The organism is Acinetobacter sp. YH12200 (assembly GCF_013418175.1).
GTDB classification, from domain to species: domain Bacteria; phylum Pseudomonadota; class Gammaproteobacteria; order Pseudomonadales; family Moraxellaceae; genus Acinetobacter; species Acinetobacter pseudolwoffii.
Map to the genome: position 1 here is coordinate 51689 of NZ_VPCO01000006.1, position 21851 is coordinate 73539.

The window sequence follows — 21851 nt, forward strand, 5'->3', positions numbered from 1 at the left end:
AGGAGATTCTAAGTAATGGCAACCGAAATTAAAGCACCGGTATTCCCAGAGTCAGTTGCGGACGGTACGATCGCAACTTGGCACAAACAACCAGGTGAAGCAGTATCACGTGATGAAGTGATCTGTGATATTGAGACTGATAAAGTTGTTTTAGAAGTTGTTGCTCCTGCAGACGGTACAATTGCCTCTATCATTAAAAATGAAGGCGACACTGTACTTTCAGCTGAAGTCATTGCACAGTTTGAAGAAGGTGCTGTTTCTGGCGCTGCTCAAACTCAAGCAGTTCAGTCTGAAGAGAAAGTTGAACAAGCTGCGGCGAATACTGAAGCAGGTAATTCACCAATCGTTGAACGTCAGCAAGTACAAGACCAAGCGCCAGCAGTGCGTAAAGCATTGACTGAATCTGGTGTTGCAGCAGCTGATGTTGCGGGTACAGGTCGTGGCGGTCGCATCACCAAAGAAGATGTGGCAAACCACCAAGCGAAACCAGCTGCTCCTGCTGCTGCGCCATTAAGCGTTGCTGTGGGCGAACGTATCGAAAAACGTGTTCCAATGACACGTCTTCGTAAGCGTGTTGCTGAACGTTTACTTGCAGCGACTCAAGAAACTGCAATGTTGACCACGTTCAACGAAGTGAACATGAAACCAATCATGGAAATGCGTGCTCAATACAAAGATGCGTTTGAAAAACGTCATGGTGCACGTCTTGGCTTCATGTCATTCTTTGTTAAAGCAGCAACTGAAGCGCTAAAACGCTATCCGGCAGTGAACGCATCAATCGATGGTGATGACATTGTTTATCACGGTTACTATGACATTGGTGTTGCAGTTTCATCTGAGCGTGGTCTTGTGGTTCCTGTACTTCGTGATACAGACCGCATGAACTATGCCGAAGTTGAAAACGGTATTCGTGCATACGCTGCGAAAGCGCGTGATGGCAAATTAGGCATCGAAGACATGACTGGCGGTACATTCACGATTACCAATGGTGGTACTTTCGGTTCATTGTTATCTACTCCGATCTTGAACACGCCACAAACTGCGATTCTGGGTATGCATAAAATCCAGGAACGTCCGATGGCAGTGAATGGTCAAGTAGAAATCTTGCCTATGATGTACCTTGCATTGTCTTATGACCACCGTCTAATCGATGGTAAAGAAGCAGTCGGTTTCCTTGTAACAATTAAAGAATTGTTAGAAGAGCCAGCGCGTCTTATCCTTGATCTGTAATTTATTTATTAAGAATCTTCCCTAATCCCTTTTTAAAAAGAGGGCTTAGGTCTCCCTTTTGAAGGGAGATTAAAGGGGATTATTTGGAGATAAACATGTCTCAATTCGATTTAGTCGTAATTGGTGGTGGCCCGGGCGGCTACGAAGCAGCAATTCGTGCAGCTCAACTTGGTTTCAAAGTTGCGTGTATCGAAAAACGTATTCATAAAGGCAAGCCATCTTTAGGTGGCACCTGCTTAAACGTGGGTTGTATCCCGTCTAAAGCTTTGCTTGATTCTTCTCACCGTTACGAAGATACAGTGCAGCATCTAGATGATCACGGTATTACCACGGGTGAAGTGAAATTTGATCTTGCTAAACTTTTAGCGCGTAAAGACAAAATCGTTGACCAATTGACCATGGGTATTGATGGCTTGCTGAAAGGCAATGGCATTGAATGGTTAAAAGGTACAGGTAAATTACTTGCCGGTAAAAAAGTTGAGTTCGTTTCTCATGAAGGCGAAACTCAAATTTTAGAACCGAAATACGTGATTCTTGCGACTGGTTCTGTGCCAATCAATATCCCATCTGCACCTGTTGATCAAAACATTATTGTTGACTCAACTGGCGCACTTGAATTCCAAGAAGTACCGAAACGATTAGGCGTAATTGGTGCAGGCGTCATTGGTCTTGAGCTTGGTTCAGTTTGGCGTCGTCTGGGTGCTGAAGTTGTTGTATTTGAAGCAATGGATGCATTCTTACCAATGGCTGATAAAGCCTTGGCAAAAGACTACCAAAAACTGTTGACTAAGCAAGGTCTTGATATTCGCGTTGGTGCGAAAGTTTCTGGTACTGAAGTGAACGGTTCTGAAGTGACTGTGAAGTACACTCAGGGCGGTGAAGACAAGACTCAAACTTTCGACAAGTTAATCGTATGTGTAGGCCGTCGTGCTTATGCTGAAGGTTTATTGGCGGATGATTGCGGCATTAAACTGACTGAGCGTGGTCTGGTTGAAGTGAACGATTGGTGTGCAACGTCTGTGGACGGCGTATACGCAATTGGTGACTTGGTTCGTGGTCCTATGCTTGCGCATAAAGCCATGGAAGAAGGCGTAATGGCCGTTGAACGTATTCACGGTCATGCCGCTCAAGTCAACTACGACACCATTATTTCTGTCATCTATACCCATCCGGAAGCGGCGTGGGTTGGTTTAACAGAACAGCAAGCCAAAGACAAAGGTCACGAAGTGAAAACCGGTCAATTCGGTTTTGCTGCAAACGGCCGTGCGATGGCTGCTGGCGAAAATGCTGGTTTTGTGAAGTTTGTTGCTGATGCGAAAACAGATCGTCTATTGGGTATGCACGTGATTGGACCTGCTGCGTCTGACATCGTACATCAAGGTATGATTGCACTTGAGTTTGTATCTTCAGTTGAAGATCTACAGTTGATGACTTTTGGTCATCCAACTTTCTCTGAAGTGGTACACGAAGCTGCACTTGCGGTCGATGGTCGTGCCATTCATGCGATTCAACGCAAACGTAAATAAAATTAAAAAAAGAGCGGCTTAGGTCGCTCTTTTTACATTTCATGGTTGTTTTTATGGGAACAATCATCTAAAAATAAAGATAACGATTTTAAGAAATGCTGGTACTGCTTTGACGGACGTCTGGGTACTGGTGGGTTTATAACAAGGCAAAGAAGTAATAAAAGGTTATTGAATGAATTTACATGAGTATCAAGCAAAAGCGCTATTAAAAAAATATGGTATGCCGGTACAGGAAGGGATACTTGCCACCAATGCCGATGAAACGGTACATGCTTTTGAGCAGTTAGGTGGAAAGTTCGCAGTACTGAAAGCTCAGGTGCATGCAGGTGGTCGTGGGAAGGCCGGTGGTGTAAAAGTCGTTAAATCGGCTACCGAGGCTGCTGAATATGCCAACCAGATCATCGGTTCAAACCTGGTAACTTATCAGACCGATGCCAATGGTCAGCCGGTAAATAGCATTTTAGTATCTGAGGATGTTTATCCTGTTGAGCGCGAACTTTATTTGGGTGCGGTGGTCGATCGTTCAACCCGCCGCATTACTTTTATGGCATCGACTGAAGGCGGTGTTGAAATTGAGAAAGTGGCTGAAGAAACCCCTGAAAAAATTATTAAAGTTGAAGTTGATCCTTTAGTGGGGCTCATGCCATTTCAGGCTCGCGAAGTGGCTTTTGCCCTAAAACTCAAAGATGGCCAAATTAATCAATTTGTTAAAGTCATGACTGCTGCTTATCAGGCATTTGTAGACAATGATTTTGCACTTTTTGAAATCAATCCGCTGTCTGTGCGTGAAAATGGCGATATTCTGTGTGTGGATGCCAAAATCGGGATTGATTCGAATGCACTGTACCGTTTGCCTGAAGTGGCTGCGCTACGTGATAAGTCTCAGGAAAATGAACGTGAACTCAAAGCATCTGAATTCGATCTGAACTATGTGGCATTGGAAGGGAACATTGGCTGTATGGTGAATGGTGCCGGTCTTGCGATGGCAACCATGGATATTATCAAGCTTTATGGTGGTCAACCTGCCAACTTCCTCGATGTCGGTGGTGGTGCGACCAAAGAGCGCGTGATTGAAGCTTTTAAAATTATTCTGGCAGATCACTCTGTGCAGGGTGTGTTGATTAATATTTTTGGTGGAATTGTACGTTGTGACATGATTGCAGAAGCAATTATTGCGGCGGTTCAGGAAGTAAATGTGACCGTTCCTGTGGTTGTTCGCCTCGAAGGCAACAATGCGGAACTGGGTGCAAAATTACTGGATGAATCAGGTTTGAAATTGATTTCTGCAAATGGTCTTGCTGACGCTGCAGAAAAAATCGTTGCTGCTGTAAAAGCTTAAGGAGTATCAATCATGAGCGTATTAGTGAATAAAGACACCAAAGTATTGGTACAGGGCTTTACAGGAAAAAACGGTACATTTCATTCTGAGCAGGCTTTGGCTTACGGCACCAAAGTTGTCGGTGGTGTAACACCGGGTAAGGGTGGTCAAACCCATCTGGAATTACCAGTATTCAATACCATGCGCGAAGCGGTGAAAGAAACTGGCGCAGATGCTTCGGTGATTTATGTTCCTGCACCATTTGTGCTGGATTCTATTGTTGAAGCGGTTGATTCGGGCATTGAGTTAATTGTGGTGATCACTGAAGGTGTACCGACCATCGACATGCTTAAAGCCAAGCGTTATCTGGAAACCAATGGTAATGGCACGCGTTTAATCGGGCCAAACTGTCCGGGCATTATTACGCCGGGTGAATGTAAGATCGGGATCATGCCGGGTCATATTCATCAGCCGGGTAAAATTGGAATTATCTCGCGCTCAGGGACTTTGACCTATGAAGCCGTAGCGCAGACCACCAAGCTTGGACTGGGTCAGTCGACTTGTATCGGGATCGGGGGAGATCCGATTCCGGGCATGAACCAGATTGACTGCTTGAAACTGTTCCAGGACGATCCTCAGACTGAAGCCATTATTATGATTGGTGAAATTGGTGGTACCGCAGAAGAAGAGGCAGCGGAATATATTCAGGCTCATGTCACCAAGCCTGTGGTCGGTTATATTGCAGGTGTTACCGCACCTAAAGGCAAGCGTATGGGGCATGCGGGTGCAATTATTTCAGGTGGTAAAGGAACTGCTGAAGAAAAATTTGCTGCCTTTGAGCGTGCGGGTATGGCATATACCCGCAGTCCTGCGGAACTTGGTTCAACCATGTTGCAAGTATTGAAAGATAAAGGTTTGGTTTGATTTATAGATTAAACATGCACTAAAAAGCTCCCAGTTGGGAGCTTTTTTATATCTCATTCTATTTTTAAGTTTTAGCTTTCAGACTCTGGGTCATGCCATTAATATCACCACCCTGAATACCAAGTTCATTCATTAGGCTGTCAATTAAGGGTGCTTGGCTGCGATAACGCAGGGCGCTATTTACCACCTGATCTGACAGGGCAACATTGCCATTTTCATGATGTGCATCTGTCTGACAGGAACCGGCATGACTGCCATGCAGGCCATTGACCTGAAGAATCTTGATGTCATCAATATTTTCCATCGGTTTAACACTTTCCCGGATAATTTCAGGCAAGTATTTCAACATGGCTAGGCGAATCTGCATTTCGACCTGTTCAGGTGACAGCACATTATTGGCTTCGTTGACTGCACGGGTACCTTCTGCATCGACCTGATACTGTTTTTCCATCGCCTGAGCCAGTAGAATTTTTGCGTCCGCTTCACCTTTGGCCTTAAGACGAACCTTTTCGGCTTCAGCTTCAGCAGCAATACGTACTGCTTCGGCATCATCTGCTGCGGCTTGTTTTCCGGCTTCAGCGGCAACCGTAATCGCAATTGCATCTTTTTCTGCGTGTTCTTTGGCTGCGACCAGCTCAACCGCTTTTTGACGCTCTGCCTGCTGGATTTGGCGTACAGTGATGACTTCTTCTTCCGCTTTTACCGCTTGAGCACGTGCCTGATCGGCTTGCGCTTTGGCTTCAGATTCGGCGCGAGATTTTTCTGCAATGGCAATGGCACGATCCTGTTCGGCCAGCTCAATAGTTTTCTTTTGTTCGACTTGGGCTTTTTGAATCAGCTGCGCTTTTTGGATATTCTCATTTTCTACATCACGGGCCGCTAAAATACGCTTGAGGTCGACTTCTCGTTCAGCAGCAATTTGTGCTTCTTCTGCTTCACGTTTTTTACCGGCTTCCTGAGCAGAAATTTCAGCCAGTTGCTCGGCACGGCGAATGGCAATTTCGCGTTCCTGTTGCAGCTTGGCATATTCTTCTTCACGAATGATTTGCAGGCGCGCCTGTTCTGCTTCCAGATTTTTAGTTTTGATCGCCAGGTCGGTATCCTGCTCGATATGATTTCGCTTGCGACGACGATCTTCAATGGTTTCAGTGAGCTTGGTCAGGCCTTCAGCATCAAAGGCATTTTGTGGATTGAAATATTTAAATCCAGTTTGATCCAGGCCAGTCAGGGAAACGGTTTCCAATTCCAGACCATTTTTATGCAAATCTTCTGAAACCACTTGCTGTACTTTTTGTACAAAGTCGACCCGTTTTTCATGCAGTTCTTCCATGGCCATTTCTGCTGCTACTGCGCGTAGTGAATCGACAAATTTGCCTTCGACCAGATTTTTTAATTCATTCGGTGACATGGTCTTTTGCCCGAGCGTTTGTGCAGCTGTTGCAATTGAATCAGCAGTAGGTTTGACCCGCACATAGAATTCGGCCATGACATCCACGCGCATACGGTCACGGGTAATCAGTGCCTGATCATCTGCACGGCGCACTTCAAGACGCAGGGTGTTCATATTGACTTGAATGATTTCATGCAAGACTGGGAGCACGATTGCTCCTCCACCCAAAATCACTTTTTCACCACCCCAACCGGTACGCACAAAGGAGATTTCTTTACTGGACCGGCGGTATAGACGCGCAATGATGAGACCGAAGGTCACCAGTGCTGCAAAAATAATTCCAGAAATAATTAAAATATTATATAAATCAAAAGTTAACATTGTTATAAAGTCTCAGTTTGGTTCTGGCTGAATAAAATTAGAGTGCAGTGGCTTGAAAGCCATTTTTGGTTTTATGGGTCAGTACGACATTCTGACCTTGATTTAAAATTTGATTGGTTTCTGGTTCGACTAAAACATAATGGGTCTGGCCATGCTGATCCCGGACTTTGGCTTGTGCAGGAGAGTTGACTTTGGCATCACCCAGAATAATGATTGCGGTACGCCCAATAAGCTCGTCACTATAAATGGCAGAAGTTTCATCTTGAGGCATAAGCTTGCTGGCAGCCATGGCAAGCCAGCGCACTATCGGCATACACAGAAACAGACAGGCTGGGGAAATTAGCCATACATTGAAGAGCTGGCTGGTCAGGCGTTCAAATATTCCCTGAATCAATAAGCCACTCAGGCCATAACTGGTCAGAAAAATGATGAGCCAGATAAATAAAGGCAGACGTCCCAGATATAACCAGTCAAATACTTTGGTGAAAAAGCCGGGATGTTGATCTGGATTAATTTCTGGTTGCAGGGGGTCTTCAGGCAAAAACTGTTCTAACATATTCTGCGAGCCGCCACCGAGCAGCAGTAATATGCATTCCAGTGCAGCAAACATCAGCATCAGACTCAGGCTGATACTAAATACGATATTTGACGGATGAGTAAACAGTTCCCACATTTTTTATCTCTATAATTATGTTTTAGGAAAAGTGTAAGGAAGCCTCTGATGCTATAACGATAGCAGTAATTGTTAATTTTGTATGCAAAAAAATAACAAAAAACCTTATAAACAAGGATTGAATATATTATGTATTTAATAATTGTTGAACTATTAAAGTTAATAGTAAACTATAAGTTCATTTAGAATTTGCTAAAAAATTAATTATCTTCAATGTTTTACATGAATTTTAAGGTTATGTGGATTGGTTTTTCTGAGAAATATAGAGATACTATGTCTTAGTATCTCTATATTTCTCTCTTAAAGACTTAGAGTAAGGCAGTCTGAATCCGAACTTTCATATCCAGAGTCTGTTGCAGAATATAGTTTTTTATCCATGTGATCTGTTCACCCATCGGGTTCACCTTGATCGCAGTATCCAGAAAATGCAGATCCGGCTGACTGAAAAGTTGCTGTTCCAAAGTCTGCTCCAGCATCTGGCTATTGCTGGTTAAAGGCAATGCCACCAGATAGAATGCTTTAGGGTAATTGTAAAATGCATAGAGTAAGTTAAAGGCTTTTTGATCACCTTTAAGATTACCCGCACCGATTTCATAAGCTGCATTTTGGTTGCTATACGTCACACCCAATAAGAATTCCCAATGACCTTCTTTCAAACGCAGACCAAACTGTAATCCGATCTGGTCGGCAGTCAGTTCATGTTGCAAATAGATATTTAAAGGCTTGCCATCTTCACTGAAAGGTTCTTGTAAGACTAAAATGTGTTGCTGATGCTGATAAATGTAACCTGCAAGCTCTGCTTGTTCCAGGCGAGTTTTTAGAGTGGAGAGATCAAAAGCGCTATAAGCCATAAGCAAAATATATCAAAGGGAGAATTTAGCCTACTCTATTAATTTTTCAGCATCTTGGAAACCACTACTTTAGATTATTTATCTATGCTTTTATGGATGAATTTAAAAATTAGTACAGCAAAAATAGTCAGATGTGGTGACGTTCATTATTGATTCATAAAAACTGATATTTGTTATTAGTGAATTTTTATATGAGCTTTTGATATATCAATATCATAAAACAAGCAATGGCTAAGATAAGTAAATCACTATAATGAATATAAATTTTCAAAAGTGTCATAAGTACACGTTTTTCTAAGCTGGTGTTGTCCATGTCGTTAAATGAGGAAAGACTTACTCATCTCAAACAGCTTGAAGCTGAGAGTATTCATATTATCCGTGAAGTAGCAGCTGAATTTGAAAATCCAGTCATGCTTTATTCCATTGGTAAAGATTCAGCAGTCATGCTGCATCTTGCACTGAAAGCATTTTATCCAGCCAAACTTCCATTCCCGCTACTGCATGTAGACACGGGTTGGAAATTTAAAGACATGATTGCTTTCCGTGACAACATGGCAAAAAAACATGGTTTTGATTTGATCGTGCATCAAAACAAAGAAGGAGTCGAGGCAGGCATCAATCCTTTCGATCATGGTAGTTCAAAATATACTGACATCATGAAGACCCAAGGTTTAAAACAAGCCTTAAATAAATACAAGTTTGATGCTGCTTTTGGTGGTGCGCGCCGTGATGAAGAAAAATCTCGTGCCAAAGAACGTGTCTATTCATTCCGTGATGATAAGCATCGTTGGGATCCCAAAAACCAACGCCCTGAACTTTGGAACCTTTACAACGGTAAAGTAAATCAAGGTGAAAGTATTCGTGTATTCCCGTTATCAAACTGGACCGAGTTGGATATCTGGCAATACATCTATTTGGAAAGCATTCCACTTGTGCCACTTTACCTGGCTGCAGAACGTCCTGTGGTTGAGCGTAGCGGTACACTTATTATGGTGGATGACGAACGTATGCCTTTAAAAGAAGGTGAAGTTCCACAAATGAAATCGGTACGTTTCCGTACTTTAGGTTGTTATCCATTAACAGGTGCGGTTGAATCAACTGCAGATACCTTGCCGGAAATTATCCAAGAAATGCTCTTGGCAACCAGCTCTGAGCGTCAGGGTCGTATGATTGACCATGATGAAGCAGGCTCGATGGAGAAGAAGAAGCAGGAAGGCTACTTCTAATTTAATCTCCCCCTAAAAATCTCCCCAAACCCCTCTTTGAGAAAGAGGGGCTTAAAAGTGGAGGAAGTCTCCCTTTTATACAGGGAGATTTAGAGGGATTAAAAACCGATTTCTAAAGAATATGTGGAGCTTTGGGCAATGTCTCATCAATCAGAACTGATTAGCCAAGATATTTTGGGCTATTTGAAACAACATGAAAATAAAGACCTGTTGCGTTTCCTGACTTGCGGTAACGTAGATGATGGTAAATCGACTCTAATTGGTCGACTGCTTTACGATTCAAAATTGATTTATGAAGATCAATTGCAAGCCGTCACCCGTGACTCGAAAAAAGTCGGTACCACAGGCGATGCACCTGACTTGGCACTTCTGGTAGATGGTCTGCAGGCAGAACGTGAGCAGGGCATTACCATTGATGTCGCCTATCGTTATTTCTCGACTGAAAAGCGTAAGTTCATCATTGCCGATACTCCGGGACATGAGCAGTACACCCGTAACATGGCAACAGGTGCATCGACCTGCGACCTTGCGATTATCTTGATTGATGCGCGTTATGGTGTGCAAACTCAAACCCGTCGTCATACCTTTATTGCAAGCTTACTTGGTATTAAAAATATTGTTGTTGCGATCAACAAGATGGACCTGGTGGACTTCTCTGAAGCCCGCTTCAATGAAATTCGGGCAGAATATGCAGCATTCGTTGCGCAGTTGGGCGATCGTAAACCATCGAACATCATCTTTACGCCAATTTCTGCATTGAATGGCGATAACGTGGTGAACAAGTCCGCCAATACACCGTGGTACACCGGTGAAACGTTGATGGGTACGCTTGAGTCGGTAGAAATTAACCGTACTTCGGCAAAAGCAGATTTTCGTTTTCCTGTGCAATATGTCAACCGTCCAAACCTCGATTTCCGTGGTTTCTGCGGCACGATCGCACTTGGTGATATCAACGTTGGCGATACCGTAACGGCTTTACCATCAGGTAAATCATCAACAGTAAAAGAAATCGTTACTTTTGATGGCAACCTTGAACGTGCTGTTGCAGGTCAAGCTGTGACTTTAACGCTCAACGATGAAATTGATATTTCACGTGGTAACGTGTTAATTCGTGCCGATCAAGCGGTTCCAAATATTTCTCGTTCAGTTCAAGCGACTGTGGTGTGGATGGCGGATCAAGCGCTGGTGATTGGCAAGCTGTACAACATTAAGATTGGTACACAGACTGTTCCTGCAAAAGTGACAGCGATTCATTACCGTACCAACGTCAACACACTGGAGAAAGTGCAGGTCGAAAATCTTGAGCTGAATGCGATTGCCAATGTGACTGTTGAATTTGATGCGCCCGTGGTCTTTGACCGTTATCAAGACAGCCGTTATACCGGTTCATTTATCTTCATTGATCGTTTAAATAACGTGACGATTGGTGCAGGTATGGTGGAAGAATCAGTTGAATGGTCTGCACATGATGAGCCTGTCACTGCAGAAGCACGTGCGGCACGTTTGGGTCAAAAACCTGCTGCGGTGACTGTATCTGGTAAAGCTTTGGAAAATGCTCAGGCGCTAGAAAGCTTGCTGATTCAGCAAGGGATCGTTGCTATTGCTAAAGCAGGTTTGAATGCGGAGCAGGTTGCACTGGTTCGTGAAACTGGTGTGGTTGTGATTACCGATGCTGCTGAAGGTACAGACACGACTTTAACCGTAGATACAGTTGAAGAACTTGCTGAGAAGATTGTGGAATTGGTTCGTCTTTAAGACTGGACTGATTTGAAGAAACCCGCTGAAAAGCGGGTTTTTTATTGCCTAAATTTTGATTGCATGAAAATCATTCGATTAGTCAAAATGTGATCTTTCAATTTACTAGTCAATTAATACAATACTCCCTAGATTTGGGGAATATATGAAAAAATTAATATTGCTGGCTGGCTTGTGTGTGGCTTTTGGAGCTGAAGCCAAACAGAGCAGCCAAAGCGTTGAAGCAATCAAGCAAAAAATAATCCAGCAGTCGATTGAGAATTATCCGGGAAATTGTCCGTGTCCTTACAATACTGCAAGTAATGGTAGTCGTTGTGGTAAGCGTAGTGCTTATAATCGTGCAGGCGGATATGCGCCGCTGTGTTATCCGGAAGATGTGAGTGATCGAATGGTAAAGGAATATAAAGGGCGTAGTTAATTAAAGGCTCCGTATTTTAGATAGCGAGCTAAAAGAAATATTTTTGTTAGATTTAGTTTTAGATGGATAATTATCCATAAGAATCATTGAGGACTAAGGCCAGAATTGCTTTCATTTCGATTAAGCTTTTCACGCCTGCAATCCTTTTAATGATTTCTCCATTTCTAAAAATAAGCGTAGAAGGCAAACCATAGGCATTATAGCGCAAGGTTAAAATCGGAGACTGATCTACATTGATCTTGCCAAATTTAATCTCAGGATTTACCTCAGCATAGTATGTCGCCAGTTCGGCAAAGACCGGAAAATTCTGAACACAAGGCTTGCACCAGTCTGCATAAAAGCGAACCACGGCAAAACCTTCAAACCACTCAAAATCACTGTAATTGTTTTCGTTATATTCGATCACTTGGGTCATGGTCGGCCTATTATCAATTTTCTGAATAGTTACCCGATTATACATAAGTCCGATGTAGCTTCATTCCTCATGCTAACTATGTTCAAATAAGTCCAAGATATATGAAATGTATAGATTAGGGAAAGAAATCATGTCGCAACAAACCATGCAGCAAGTCATTATTACAGAACCGGGTGGTGTCGATAAACTCGCTTATGAAACGGTGACTGTACCTGAACCTAAAGCAGATGAAGTTCTGGTGAAAGTCCATGCCTTTGGTATTAACCGTCCAGATATCCTGCAGCGTCAAGGCTTATATCCGATGCCGAAAGGGGTAACGCCGGTTCCTGGTCTGGAAGTAGCAGGGGAAGTGGTTGTGATTGGTAGCGATGTGAGCCAGTTTAAAGTCGGTGACAAGGTTTGTGGCCTGACCAATGGGGGCGGGTATGCTGAATATTGCGTAGTGCCAGAAAGCCAGACCTTGAATATTCCTGAAGGCGTAAGTTTTGTACAGGCAGCGGCCATTCCTGAAACTTTCTTTACTGTATGGGCGAACGTGTTCCAGATGGGTAAGGCCAAAGCAGGGGAAACTGTACTGGTACATGGTGGAACGAGCGGGATTGGTACGACTGCTTTAATGTTGTGTAAATCACTCGGAATCAAAACTTTTGCAACTGTCGGTTCAGATGAAAAAGTTGCGGCTATTTCTGATTTAACCACGGCTATTAATTATAAAACTCAGGACTTTGAGCAAGTTATTAATGAAGCCACTGACAATGGTGGTGTCGATGTCATTTTAGATATGGTCGGTGCACCATATTTAGAGCGTAATTTGAATTTGTTGCGCCGTGATGGACGTCTGGTCTATATCGCTTTCTTGGGTGGTGCCAAGGCCAAAGAAGTCAAACTGGGTCAAATCATGATGAAACGTCTGACCATTACCGGTTCGACCATGCGTGCACGCAGCACGGCTGAAAAAGCGGAAATTGCACAAGGCCTGAAAGAGCAGATTGCACCATTGTGGGCAAAAGGCGAATGTCTCCCGATGATCTATAAAACGTTTAAGTTCGATCAGATTCAGGATGCCCATGCCACAATGGATACTGGAGAGCATGTGGGTAAAGTTGTAGTTGAAATTATTTAATACGAGATAAGTGATTTAAAAAAGCCAGTAATTTTACTGGCTTTTTTTAATTTTAAGTAAAATATTATTACAAATAAATATATAAAATCTTGAATAAAAATTAAAAAATGTTAACCGTTCGACACAACCTGTCAATTATGACACGTAAATTGCATGTATAGATAATTCCGACCAAATGGTTAAACATTCACATGAATGTGAGAGGGAAAATAAGATGAAAATTATTTCAACAGCATATAGTTCAAAACATAGTTTAAGAGCATTACGACGTATTCATAAAATGATTATACGCGGGACAATCACTTGGGCAAAACTACATGAATTATATGGTGCGATGTTGCATCTGGAGCGCTATGTGGAAAGATTAACCACCCAGAATAGTCATTCAGGTCAAAAACGATCCAGAAAATCTAAATAAGCAGTGATATTTTTATAGTCAATAGATAACGAGGACTTTATATAGATAAATGCCTTAGACTTTGTCTTAATATTACTCACTTATTGAGATTGAGTATAATTAATCAAATATTTAGCTATAAGTAAGTACATAACAGTGTATTAAGTGGGGATTTATGAAGCGTCAAGCTTCAACACATGAACGTCTTGCAGAGCGTTTAGCCAGAATTTTGACCAAATTAAATGTCGGATATCAACTTCGGGCTACCGAATTGGCTGCAGAATTCCAGGTCAGCACCCGCACCATAGAGCGTGATTTCGATCGGCTAAGCTCTTACTTGCCTTTACTTCAGGATGAACAAAAAAGATATTATCTGGATACCTCTTATTTGGGACGGTTTAAGCTACAAGATATTCAAAACTTTGCTCAACTTTCCGGGATCAGTGAGCTTTATCCGGCGTTGGATATGTCGTTTTTACGTGAATTGTTAGATGATCGTGCCAATCTGGTGTTTTCTGCAAAAGGCTATCATTTTGAAGACACCAAACAGTTTGCTGAGCATTTTAAAACTTTAGCCGCTGCTATTCATAAGCGTTATTATATTCATTTACGTTATCGTGAAGAATCCAGAAATATCCAGCCTTATCGTTTAATCCATCATCATGGCATTTGGTATCTGGCGGGTATAGATCAGGGAAAACTAGGCACCTACCGTCTCAGTCAGATTCAGCAAGTTGAATTGTTGCTTGATCTGAAGCCCTTTGAACATGAGGCTGAAATATTAAAAATTCTGGAGGATGAAGAAGGGATCTGGTTTGGGCAGCAGAAACAACAAGTCTGGGTAAAAATTCAGCCAGAAGTCGCCATGTTTTTTAAAGAGCGTCGTTTATTTCCGGAACAACAGATTGAGCAAGAGTCAGCATCGGGAGAGTTGTTAATCAGTTGTCAGATTCGCCATGAAATGCAGCTTTTACCTTTAGTGCGTTACTGGATGCCCCACATCAAGATTACTGAGCCTGTACATTTTCAGCAGAAACTGGAGCAAGATTTAGAACGTTATTTACGTTCTGCGGGATAAAATCGCACGTCTGTATAAGATGGCTTGATTGATAGTTTGACTTATTTTCTAAATTTCAGACATAAAAAAACCAGCTTAATGCTGGAGATTTTATTGCACCATTTTAACAAGGATTAAAATGGTGCCCGAGGCCAGACTCGAACTGGCACGCTTTGTGGGCGGGGGATTTTAAATCCCCTGTGTCTACCGATTTCACCACTCGGGCTTTAACAAGATGGAGGCGGAGGTCGGAATCGAACCGGCGTCCACGGAGTTGCAGTCCGCTGCATGACCACTCTGCCACCCCGCCACGTCTTGTTGATGCGTATATTATCAAGCCCTGAAAAAAAAACAATAGCATATTCATTTGTATGCGCATAAAAACAGCATCTGGCGGAAAATATTTAAATTATTCATGTAGAATGTGCAAAATTGATTCATATCAACACTTGGGAGAAATGCCGTGGCATTAGTTCTAGACGGTCGTGCATTGGCGAAGCAAATTGAAGCTGACTTGTTTACTCGCGTAGAAGCGCTGAAAGCAAAATCAGGTCGTACTCCAATTCTTGCGACGATTTTGGTAGGTGACGATGGTGCATCTGCAACTTATGTGCGTATGAAAGGCAATGCTTGTCGCCGTGTTGGTATGGATTCATTGAAAGTTGAGCTTCCAACCGAAACCACAACTAAACAACTTCTTGCAGAAATTGAAAAGTTAAATGCCAATCCAGATGTACACGGTATTCTGCTTCAGCATCCGGTTCCTGCGCAAATTGATGAGCGTGCATGTTTCGATGCGATCTCGCTTGAAAAAGATGTCGATGGCGTCACTTGCCTGGGTTACGGGCGTATGGCGATGGGCGAAGCTGCCTATGGTTCAGCGACGCCTGCCGGGATCATGACGATTCTGAAAGAAAACAACATTGAAATCGCGGGTAAACATGCGGTGGTTGTCGGTCGTTCTGCAATTTTGGGCAAACCAATGGCGGCAATGCTGCTTGAAGCCAACGCAACTGTGACCATTTGCCATTCACGCACTCAAAACCTACCTGAATTTGTAAAACAAGCCGATATTATTGTTGGTGCGGTCGGTAAAGCGGAATTGATTCAAAAAGACTGGATCAAACCAGGTGCAGTGGTAGTTGATGCAGGTTTCCATCCACGGGATGGCGGTGGGGTAGGTGATATCCAGTTGCAAGGCATTGAAGAAATTGCGTCTGCTTATACCCCGGTTCCGGGTGGTGTGGGCCCGATGACCATCACCACTTTGATTCGTCAAACGGTAGAAGCTGCTGAGAAAGCGCTAGGTTAATAAACAGACCTCTCCCTGACCCTCTCCTGAAAGGAGAGGGGGAAGTTCATTGTGAAAATAATGGATGCTCCTTCTCCCTATGGGAGAAGGCTGGGATGAGGGTAATATCTAAAATATAAGAGTTCTTCTGACACATATAACGAATAAAAATCCAATGAGCTGTACTTTCCAATTTCCTAAAGCCCCTGAGCATTTACTCCAAGCCTTGCACCAAGTCATTCCGAATTGTGAATTAATGGCACAGCAACTGCCAGAAACACCGATTTCACTTTGGCTAATTCCACCCGTATTTCCAACAGATAAACTGGATGATGAAGTGATTCGTCGCATCTGGAATGATACACCATACTGGATCTTTTGTTGGGCATCAGGTTTGGCGATGGCGCAGTGGCTATTGGCAGAGCCGCATCATGTCAAAGACAAAGTAGTTTTGGATTTTGGGACTGGATCGGGCGTAGTTGCCATTGCAGCGAAAATGGCAGGCGCAAAACGCGTCATCTGCTGTGACATCGATCAAGTCAGTTTGGATGCCTGTCGTGCCAATGCAGAGCTGAATAGTGTCGAGCTTGAATATTTGGATGATCTGTATAAGGCAGAGCAGCTAGATATTCTGTTAGCCGCAGATGTGCTCTATGATCAATGCAACCGTTTCTTCCTGGATGAATTTTTAAAATTCGCACCTGAAGTATGGGTGGCAGACAGTCGAGTCAAAAATTTTAGTCATCCAAAGTATATAAAGCTGGATGAACGTAGCGCGACGACCTGGCCAGACCTGGATGAATCACCAGAATTTCGTAATGTCAATTTTTATAAAACACTTTGAATTTGAAAAATAAAAAGGGCAATAAGCCCTTTTTATTGTGTTGCTTTGAATATATCGGATATTAAGAACAAGTATAACGAATGACACGCATCGTGGTCGGGCGGGCGTCTAAGGCTTCGCGTGCACCGAGATTCTCGCTATTGTATAGATCTGGGGTGTTGCTTAAGCTGATTTGCGTGCGGCTATTACCTAATTGGCGGCCATATTGTTCCTGCTCCGCAAGTGGATTAGAAATTTCATTGGTGCTTAAAATCTGGATATTATAGGTTTTTGAACCGCCCAAAGTCTGTTGACAGGCTGCCTGCAATTTTCTTTCATCCTGATTGGGCCGTCCTGAGAGCGTATAGCTCAAGGTTGCTGTATTGCCTGAACGTTCCAGAATTTCATAGCCACTTTTTCCGTTGAACTGATGTGGTGCCGTCTGACACGCACTCAACATGAAGCTGCTTGCAGCCAGAGCTAAAATGACTGTTGTTCTTTTCATATTTATATTTCCTAAAGTCTTGCGCTAATTATGCCATAGTTTGCTTCAACTGCTGCTCTGGTCAATTGTGATCAATTGTTTATCCATTTAATAAAAAAGGCCGCTTACGCGACCTTTTTTAATCAAACTTTTAGATCAATCAGCAATTAAGCAGATTTAACCGCAGCAATTAATTCTGCTTGACGTTGTTTTAACGCCTCTGGTAAACGACCACCAAGTTTGTCGAACAATTCAGTGTGGCTTTCAAGTTCTTTGATCCATTGATCTTTATCTTGAGCAGTCACAAGGTCAAATTGTTCTTTAGTAAAGTCAGAACCAGTCCAGTTCAATTGTTCATAAGTTGGAACGCGGCCAATTGGTGTGTCAACAGCAGTTGCACGACCTTCACAGCGGTCAATGATCCACTCAAGAACACGCATATTTTGACCGAAACCAGGCCATACGAAGTTGCCTTCAGCGTCACGACGGAACCAGTTCACGTTATAGATGCCAGGAAGTTTGTTGCCAGCAGCTTCAGCTTTCTCAGCAACTTGCTCGCCCATTTCTAACCAGTGCGTGAAGTAATCCGCCATGTTGTAGCCAGCGAAAGGAAGCATCGCGAACGGGTCACGACGAACAATACCTTGTTGACCAACAGCAGCAGCAGTGGTTTCGGAGCCCATAGTTGCAGCTTTGTAAACACCATCAACCCAGTCAAATGCTTCTGAAATTAGAGGCACTGTGTCCGCGCGGCGACCACCGAAGATGAACGCAGAAATTGGAACACCTGCTGGATTTTCCCAGTCAGCGTCAATCGAAGGGCATTGACCAGCAGCAACAGTGAAGCGAGCATTTGGATGCGCAGCTTTTTCTTTGCCAGTGTGAGGTTGACCTTTCCAGTTGGTCAGGTTAGCAGGTACTTCTTTAGAAAGACCTTCCCACCAAACTTCACCGTTGTCAGTTACAGCAACGTTGGTATAGATCACATCTTTAGTTAATGTTGCCATACAGTTCGGGTTGGTCTTGGTATTTGTACCCGGTGCTACACCGAAGAAACCAGCTTCAGGGTTGATTGCATATAGACGACCGTCTTCACCTGGTTTGATCCAAGCAATATCGTCACCTACAGTTTCAATTTTCCAGCCTTCGTAGCCCGCTGGTGGAATCAACATCGCGAAGTTGGTTTTACCACATGCAGATGGGAATGCCGCTGCGATATAGTGTTTTTCGCCTTGTGGATTGGTCACGCCAAGGATCAGCATGTGTTCAGCTAACCAGCCTTGTTGACGACCCATAAATGATGCAATACGTAAAGCCAGGCATTTTTTACCAAGCAATGCGTTACCGCCGTAACCAGAACCGTAAGACCAGATCTCACGAGTTTCTGGATAATGCACGATGTATTTTTCAGGGTTGCAAGGCCATGCAACGTCTTTTTCGCCTTGTTCTAGCGGAGCGCCCACAGTATGTACACATGGAACGTATTCGCCATCAGTACCTAGAACGTCATAAACAGCTTTACCCATGCGAGCCATTTTAGACATGCTTACAGCAACGTAAGGAGAATCTGTTAATTCGATACCGATGTGTGCAATATGAGAACCTAAAGGACCCATAGAGAAAGGCACAACGTACAAAGTACGACCTTTCATAGAACCGTCAAACAAACCGTTGAGGCGAGCACGCATTTCAGCAGGCGCTTCCCAGTTGTTGGTTGCGCCAGCGTCTTCTTTGTTTTCAGAGCAAATGTAAGTACGACCTTCAACACGAGCAACGTCAGAAGGATCAGAATTCGCAAGATAAGAACCAGGATGAGTTTCTTGATTCAGTGCTTGCATTGTGCCGTTAGCGATCATCAAGTCGATATAACGTTGATATTCTTCTGCGCTACCGTCACACCATTCAATTTTTGCTGGTTTTGTTAATTTAGCAATCTCTTCCACCCAAGCAATAAGCTTAGGGTGACGAACGAATTCTGGTGCGTTCACTTGGGTCATGGTGAGGCCTATCTCAAATGTGTACAAAAAGGATGTACAAAGTACAATCCGAGCAATAAAAATGTTGCCCGGATGATATATGAAAAAAAGTGGCTGTATTAAAGCATAAAATGATAAAAAAAATAAGACCAAAGAAGCACTAGATTTCTTTTGGCATATAATGCTATTTTATTTGTAAATATAATGAAAACAATAAGATAAAACTAAATATTTGAATTACCTTGGTTATTTATTTTAATTATGGGTGATATTTATTTTAAAAATTATTAATAAAATCAATTTATTAATTTTATAGCACGTCTCATATTCGTTATTGATTAAATAAATGGTTGCCATTTGAATTTTACATAAAGCTACTGTTAATTGTCTATGAATTGGACAAAATGCCAATAGGCTTCATAAAGTTGTGCGAAAAATGTCTAATCAATCTAAACCCTTATCGCTTATTTATAATCATAATGCTGGTTTTCGCATACAAGGGCCAGAAGGGAGCTATGAACAACTGACTGAAATATTTTCAGCGCAAGGTTATCAGACTAAAGCTTATGAAATCAATGATTCACAGCAATTTGATCACGTTATGGTGGAGGTGTTGACACGACATTTAGCGTCGGATGAAGCAGGTATCGTGGTGGCAGCAGGTGGGGATGGTACTTTAAATACAGTCGCCAAACATTTATTGAATACGCAAATTTCTGTTGGAATTTTACCCTTGGGTACTTTTAATTATGTAGCCAGATTATTAGATATTCCCTTGGATTTAATTGAAGCCGCTAAAGTGATTGCCACGGGACAATCTAAACGTATCAATGTAGCCCAAATTAATCAGGATATTTATCTGAATAATGCCAGTTTGGGCCTGTATCCCTTATTTATCAAAAAACGTGAAGATTATAACCGGCGGTTTGGTCGATTGCCGTTACATGCCTATACTTCCGCACTGGATGTGCTGATTCGCGACCGTAAGGAACTGAAACTGGAAATCTGGGTAGATCACAAGAAATATCCGGTAAAAACACCCCTGATCTTTTTTGGCAACAATCCCTTGCAACTGGCAGATATGAAAATGCAGATTGCCAAAGCAGCAGAGCAGGGTAAAGTCGCAGGAGTAGTGGTTTCTAAAAGTGATAAGCTAACTTTATTTAAGCTTGTGTATCAGTTGGTTCGTGGCAAGATTGATCAGGCTTCGGATGTTTACAGTTTTGCTGCCGATCAAGTCCGTATCGAATCTAGATCCAAGAAATTGATGGTGGCGATTGATGGCGAAATCGTAGAAATGGCGCCGCCCCTCAATATTTCTGTTTTAAAAAACAGCCTGAGTGTAAGGGTGCCGCATGATCCTGCATCTGTCTGATCTGCATTTTGGGACAGAAAAACCCGAGTGTTTAGAGGCAATTCGACAGTTCTGTCAGACTCATCCTCTGGAAGCGGTCGTCGTCAGTGGTGATCTGACCCAACGCGCACGTTTAAGTCAGTTTTTGGCCTGTAAGCGGTTTTTAGATCAGCTTGAGACACCTTATCTGGTAATTCCGGGTAATCATGATATTCCGCTCTATCATTTGTGGAATCGGCTGTTCAATCCATTTACCCGTTATCAGCTTTTTTTTGGTGAACTTGAACCCACACTTGAAACAGACAACTTTTATCTGGTGGGGGTGAACTCAATCCGGCGCCGCTATCACACCAAAGGGCATTTATCGCTTGAGCAGATTCAGCGTATTGATCGGAAATTAGGCCAAGCGCCTTCTTCCAAATTAAAAATTATTGTCAGCCATCAACCGTTCTATGTGCCTTTTCAAAATAAGCGCGGTTTTAAGGATAGTCCATTGATGGCCAAAATTGCTTTAGAGGCTTGGGCAGCACATGGCCTGTTTGCAGTCTTGCATGGACATCTGCATCAACCTGCGGTTTATGATTTGAACCTGATCTTTGAGTTGGGGGCAGATCATCCTGTTTATGATGTACATGCAGGTACTTCAGCCTCGCATCGGCTACATAAAAAAGAGCCAAATAGTTTTAATCTGATTGATGCATCAGGAAAAATTTCCCAGTATTTATTCGATGATGTGACCCAGTCCTTTCTGTTAAAGCCTGATATGTTGAATAAATAGACGAAAAATCAGTATTCGTTAAAAAAAAGCAATTTTTTTTCATTTTTGCCCTTGAAGCGTTTTATTCCATCTCCATAAAAGTGACATCAAAAATTTTTGATGATGACCCATGGAATAATTAAGTCGTCATCAGTGACCTAAAAAAGACTTAGTCTGATGGAGTTAAATATGAGCAACATTCGTCCATTACATGACCGCGTTGTTATTCGTCGTGTTGAAGAAGAAACTAAAACAGCTGGCGGTATTTTACTTCCTGGTTCTGCTGCAGAAAAACCAGCTCAAGGTGAAATCATTGCTGTAGGTAATGGTCAAATCACTGACAATGGTGTACGTGCGCTAGATGTAAAAGTTGGCGATAAAGTATTGTTCGGTACGTATGCGGGTACAACTGTGAAAGTTGACGGCGAAGAACTTCTTATTATGAAAGAATCTGACATTTTAGCGGTATTTGCTTAATTTCC

The 21851-nt window shown here is 42.7% G+C and carries 21 protein-coding genes and 2 tRNA genes; 15 read left to right on the forward strand and 8 right to left on the reverse strand.

The window, feature by feature from the left end:
• Window positions 1–15 precede the first annotated feature (15 nt).
• The 4 genes from odhB to sucD all read left to right on the forward strand — a co-directional run bounded on the left by odhB (window position 16) and on the right by sucD (window position 4998).
• Window positions 16–1230: a 2-oxoglutarate dehydrogenase complex dihydrolipoyllysine-residue succinyltransferase gene (gene odhB / locus FTU90_RS05570; RefSeq protein ID WP_005171964.1), complete on the forward strand. Its 1215-nt coding sequence runs from the start codon at window positions 16–18 to the stop codon at window positions 1228–1230.
• 95 nt (window positions 1231–1325) lie between these two features.
• Complete coding sequence (gene lpdA, locus FTU90_RS05575; RefSeq protein ID WP_005096288.1) at window positions 1326–2756, forward strand: dihydrolipoyl dehydrogenase; 1431 nt, start codon at window positions 1326–1328, stop codon at window positions 2754–2756.
• 172 nt (window positions 2757–2928) lie between these two features.
• Window positions 2929–4095: an ADP-forming succinate--CoA ligase subunit beta gene (gene sucC / locus FTU90_RS05580; protein ID WP_005096289.1), complete on the forward strand. Its 1167-nt coding sequence runs from the start codon at window positions 2929–2931 to the stop codon at window positions 4093–4095.
• Window positions 4096–4107: 12 nt separating this feature from the next.
• A complete protein-coding gene (gene sucD, locus FTU90_RS05585) occupies window positions 4108–4998 on the forward strand; it encodes a succinate--CoA ligase subunit alpha (RefSeq protein ID WP_005096290.1) in 891 nt (296 codons plus the stop codon).
• 64 nt (window positions 4999–5062) lie between these two features.
• On the opposite strand, the gene FTU90_RS05590 is transcribed toward sucD, so the two are convergent.
• The 3 genes from FTU90_RS05590 to FTU90_RS05600 form a co-directional block, all read right to left on the reverse strand.
• Window positions 5063–6769, reverse strand: coding sequence for a flotillin family protein (locus FTU90_RS05590; protein WP_005096291.1), 1707 nt, complete (start codon window positions 6767–6769; stop codon window positions 5063–5065).
• A 37-nt stretch (window positions 6770–6806) separates the two neighbouring features.
• Window positions 6807–7442: a YqiJ family protein gene (locus tag FTU90_RS05595; RefSeq protein WP_005096292.1), complete on the reverse strand. Its 636-nt coding sequence runs from the start codon at window positions 7440–7442 to the stop codon at window positions 6807–6809.
• A 308-nt stretch (window positions 7443–7750) separates the two neighbouring features.
• Window positions 7751–8293, reverse strand: a complete 543-nt coding sequence (locus FTU90_RS05600) for a hypothetical protein (protein ID WP_100328811.1) — start codon at window positions 8291–8293, stop codon at window positions 7751–7753.
• A gap of 311 nt (window positions 8294–8604) precedes the next feature.
• Between FTU90_RS05600 and cysD the strand changes: the two genes are divergently transcribed.
• From cysD to FTU90_RS05615, 3 genes are all read left to right on the forward strand, one after another.
• Window positions 8605–9519, forward strand: a complete 915-nt coding sequence (cysD, locus tag FTU90_RS05605; protein ID WP_005096294.1) for a sulfate adenylyltransferase subunit CysD — start codon at window positions 8605–8607, stop codon at window positions 9517–9519.
• Window positions 9520–9657: 138 nt separating this feature from the next.
• Entirely contained in the window at window positions 9658–11274 is a 1617-nt protein-coding gene (cysN, locus tag FTU90_RS05610) for a sulfate adenylyltransferase subunit CysN (protein WP_180072021.1), read from the forward strand.
• A 145-nt stretch (window positions 11275–11419) separates the two neighbouring features.
• On the forward strand, window positions 11420–11692 hold the full coding sequence (locus tag FTU90_RS05615; RefSeq protein WP_004279462.1) for a hypothetical protein: 273 nt from the start codon (window positions 11420–11422) through the stop codon (window positions 11690–11692).
• A 70-nt stretch (window positions 11693–11762) separates the two neighbouring features.
• Here FTU90_RS05615 and FTU90_RS05620 read toward each other — a convergent pair whose 3' ends face one another.
• On the reverse strand, window positions 11763–12107 hold the full coding sequence (locus FTU90_RS05620) for a co-chaperone YbbN (RefSeq protein ID WP_180072022.1): 345 nt from the start codon (window positions 12105–12107) through the stop codon (window positions 11763–11765).
• Between the two features lie 130 nt (window positions 12108–12237).
• Between FTU90_RS05620 and FTU90_RS05625 the strand changes: the two genes are divergently transcribed.
• The 3 genes from FTU90_RS05625 to FTU90_RS05635 all read left to right on the forward strand — a co-directional run bounded on the left by FTU90_RS05625 (window position 12238) and on the right by FTU90_RS05635 (window position 14705).
• The gene (locus tag FTU90_RS05625) at window positions 12238–13230 is read left to right on the forward strand and encodes an NAD(P)H-quinone oxidoreductase (RefSeq protein WP_180072023.1); all 993 of its coding nucleotides are present in this window, start codon (window positions 12238–12240) and stop codon (window positions 13228–13230) included.
• A gap of 214 nt (window positions 13231–13444) precedes the next feature.
• Window positions 13445–13648 (forward strand): hypothetical protein, encoded by a 204-nt coding sequence (locus FTU90_RS05630; protein ID WP_180072024.1) that lies wholly within the window; start codon window positions 13445–13447, stop codon window positions 13646–13648.
• A gap of 154 nt (window positions 13649–13802) precedes the next feature.
• On the forward strand, window positions 13803–14705 hold the full coding sequence (locus FTU90_RS05635) for a YafY family protein (RefSeq protein ID WP_005096301.1): 903 nt from the start codon (window positions 13803–13805) through the stop codon (window positions 14703–14705).
• 119 nt (window positions 14706–14824) lie between these two features.
• Here FTU90_RS05635 and FTU90_RS05640 read toward each other — a convergent pair.
• Together FTU90_RS05640 and FTU90_RS05645 are read right to left on the reverse strand one after the other, a co-directional pair.
• A tRNA-Leu gene (locus FTU90_RS05640) sits at window positions 14825–14910 on the reverse strand.
• A 10-nt stretch (window positions 14911–14920) separates the two neighbouring features.
• Window positions 14921–14994 (reverse strand) — tRNA-Cys (locus FTU90_RS05645).
• 153 nt (window positions 14995–15147) lie between these two features.
• Here FTU90_RS05645 and folD point away from each other — a divergent pair.
• Window positions 15148–15996: a bifunctional methylenetetrahydrofolate dehydrogenase/methenyltetrahydrofolate cyclohydrolase FolD gene (gene folD / locus FTU90_RS05650; RefSeq protein WP_100328806.1), complete on the forward strand. Its 849-nt coding sequence runs from the start codon at window positions 15148–15150 to the stop codon at window positions 15994–15996.
• Between the two features lie 154 nt (window positions 15997–16150).
• Entirely contained in the window at window positions 16151–16819 is a 669-nt protein-coding gene (locus tag FTU90_RS05655; RefSeq protein WP_180072025.1) for a methyltransferase, read from the forward strand.
• Window positions 16820–16880: 61 nt separating this feature from the next.
• On the opposite strand, the gene FTU90_RS05660 is transcribed toward FTU90_RS05655, so the two are convergent.
• Window positions 16881–17303 (reverse strand): hypothetical protein, encoded by a 423-nt coding sequence (locus FTU90_RS05660; protein ID WP_159138049.1) that lies wholly within the window; start codon window positions 17301–17303, stop codon window positions 16881–16883.
• 146 nt (window positions 17304–17449) lie between these two features.
• Window positions 17450–19279, reverse strand: a complete 1830-nt coding sequence (locus FTU90_RS05665; protein WP_180072026.1) for a phosphoenolpyruvate carboxykinase (GTP) — start codon at window positions 19277–19279, stop codon at window positions 17450–17452.
• Window positions 19280–19694: 415 nt separating this feature from the next.
• Between FTU90_RS05665 and FTU90_RS05670 the strand changes: the two genes are divergently transcribed.
• From FTU90_RS05670 to groES, 3 genes are all read left to right on the forward strand, one after another.
• Window positions 19695–20633, forward strand: a complete 939-nt coding sequence (locus tag FTU90_RS05670; RefSeq protein ID WP_180072027.1) for a diacylglycerol kinase family protein — start codon at window positions 19695–19697, stop codon at window positions 20631–20633.
• Window positions 20614–21390 (forward strand): metallophosphoesterase, encoded by a 777-nt coding sequence (locus FTU90_RS05675; protein ID WP_005096310.1) that lies wholly within the window; start codon window positions 20614–20616, stop codon window positions 21388–21390. Before FTU90_RS05670 ends, FTU90_RS05675 begins: the two co-directional genes overlap by 20 nt.
• A 168-nt stretch (window positions 21391–21558) precedes the next feature.
• Complete coding sequence (groES, locus tag FTU90_RS05680) at window positions 21559–21846, forward strand: co-chaperone GroES (protein WP_005096311.1); 288 nt, start codon at window positions 21559–21561, stop codon at window positions 21844–21846.
• Window positions 21847–21851 lie beyond the last annotated feature (5 nt).